Here is a 1788-nt window from a genome sequence, read left to right on the forward strand (position 1 = left end):
ACATATACTTTTTTAGTTAAATACCGCTAGAGAGTTACGACCGTTTGCAAAGATAGCGTTTGCAGAGAAAAAATTGCTTTACCTTATTATTGATGTTTTTCATTTTTTTGCTAGATTAAATAATATTTATCTTTATATTTTTATAAGCTAGAGCGTTAACGGATTGGCTAAAACGCTGATTAAAAAAATTATATTCCTTTGGGGCTAGATAATCTTTGTATTAAGAATGGATAACTTCTGTCTTGCAAAGGGAGGAGATATACATGATGTTTTTGTCTAAAGATTGGGAGATGTTTTATACAACTTCCCAAAACGGCGATGAAAAGCTGATAGACCAAATAAGCATTGACAAAATTAACAAAAGATATGTTTTGGATATTGGCGCTAGGGAAATTTGCGTCAACTGCTCCCAGTCGTATGAGCCTATTGTTTCCTGCTTTGTGAGCAGGTTGGTTTTTGATTGCATCTTGGAGGGGTTGAAAAATAAAGGGTTTGTTGAATATGTGGCAAAAACCGAAGAAACTAAACAAAATAATTTAAAGCCGTAAATTAATCATATAAATCATGAAAATAAAAAATCATTATGCCGTTATTTCTATATATCGTTAAATTCTCTTTTTGATAACGCCTTTTAATTTTTTCAATAGAAAACTCCTCCTAATTTCTAAATTATAAAATAATAATCTTTATATATAGACCAAATGTCTATACAGAAAATATACGATAAAGCGAAAGAAATCAAGGAAAAATACGATAATGAAAATATATATAAATTAGCAGAATATATCGAAAAGAATAATAAAGCGCGTGAGGCGTATAACAAGTTTATACAGCGTAATAATGCGTTTAAAAAGGCTGATAAAGCCTTAATAGCTACAATAGCGAACAATTATGACGCTATAGCGGAAGAAGTAAAAAAAGCTGTAAAAAAGGCGCAGTAACGCCACAAACGCGCGTTTTTAAAGGCGAAGCCACAAACGCGCGTTTGGCTTTTTTCGCCTCACGCGCTTATAATTGTCGTATATTCTTAATAAAATAAAAGATAAATATTGACCTTATAAATTCGCGCCAAATTGCGTTAGCAAATTTGGCGCGAAAAATTGCTTAAAATTTGGGCAAAAAGCGCATTTAAATTGTCGTCAATATTGTCGTCATATATATTTTACGGTCAATTGAAGTTATTTTTAATTTTTATATATTATCTGATTTTGATTTTTTTGGCTTTTAGGTTGTATTACATTTTTTGGTTTTTTTTTTGAAATTATGTCTTGAAAGCAAAAAAACCACTATATATAGTGGTTTTTGGTGGGCAGGGGTGGATTCGAACCACCGAAGTCGGAGACGGCAGATTTACAGTCTGCTCCCTTTGACCGCTCGGGAACCTACCCATATGGAGCTGGCGAATGGAATTGAACCATCAACCTGCTGATTACAAGTCAGCTGCTCTGCCAGTTGAGCTACGCCAGCGATTATGGTGCCTCGAGGCGGAATCGAACCACCGACACGAGGATTTTCAGTCCTCTGCTCTACCAACTGAGCTATCGAGGCAGGCGCTTGGTATTCTTTTGTAAAATGCGCGCTTTTTAAAAATTTTTGCCAAAGAAAAATCTTGGCAAAAACGGTTTTTAAAAATTTTTGGCGACCCGGAAGGGACTCGAACCCTCGGCCTCTAGCGTGACAGGCTAGCGTTCTAACCGGCTGAACTACCGGGCCAAAATGGTGGGCCTTCAGGGACTTGAACCCCGGACCGATCGGTTATGAGCCGACTGCTCTGACCAACTGAGCTAA

The 1788-nt window shown here is 36.3% G+C and carries 2 protein-coding genes and 4 tRNA genes; 2 read left to right on the forward strand and 4 right to left on the reverse strand.

Annotated elements, in window-relative coordinates; translation table 11 throughout:
- The first annotated feature begins 263 nt into the window (after window positions 1–263).
- Together GX756_02040 and GX756_02045 are read left to right on the forward strand one after the other, a co-directional pair.
- Window positions 264–548, forward strand: coding sequence for a hypothetical protein (locus GX756_02040; GenBank protein NLC16645.1), 285 nt, complete (start codon window positions 264–266; stop codon window positions 546–548).
- A 153-nt stretch (window positions 549–701) separates the two neighbouring features.
- Window positions 702–941 carry a hypothetical protein gene (locus tag GX756_02045; protein ID NLC16646.1) on the forward strand — a complete coding sequence of 80 codons (240 nt, stop codon included), beginning with the start codon at window positions 702–704 and terminating at the stop codon, window positions 939–941.
- Window positions 942–1303: 362 nt separating this feature from the next.
- Here the strand turns inward: GX756_02045 and GX756_02050 are convergent.
- The 4 genes from GX756_02050 to GX756_02065 all read right to left on the reverse strand — a co-directional run bounded on the left by GX756_02050 (window position 1304) and on the right by GX756_02065 (window position 1713).
- A tRNA-Tyr gene (locus GX756_02050) sits at window positions 1304–1388 on the reverse strand.
- Window positions 1389–1391: 3 nt separating this feature from the next.
- A tRNA-Thr gene (locus GX756_02055) sits at window positions 1392–1467 on the reverse strand.
- Window positions 1468–1472: 5 nt separating this feature from the next.
- A tRNA-Phe gene (locus GX756_02060) sits at window positions 1473–1548 on the reverse strand.
- Window positions 1549–1636: 88 nt separating this feature from the next.
- Window positions 1637–1713: transfer RNA gene (locus GX756_02065), tRNA-Asp, on the reverse strand.
- Between the last annotated feature and the right edge of the window lie 75 nt (window positions 1714–1788).

It is taken from the genome of Clostridiales bacterium (assembly GCA_012512255.1).
In the GTDB taxonomy this organism is placed as follows: Bacteria; Bacillota; Clostridia; order Christensenellales; family DUVY01; genus DUVY01.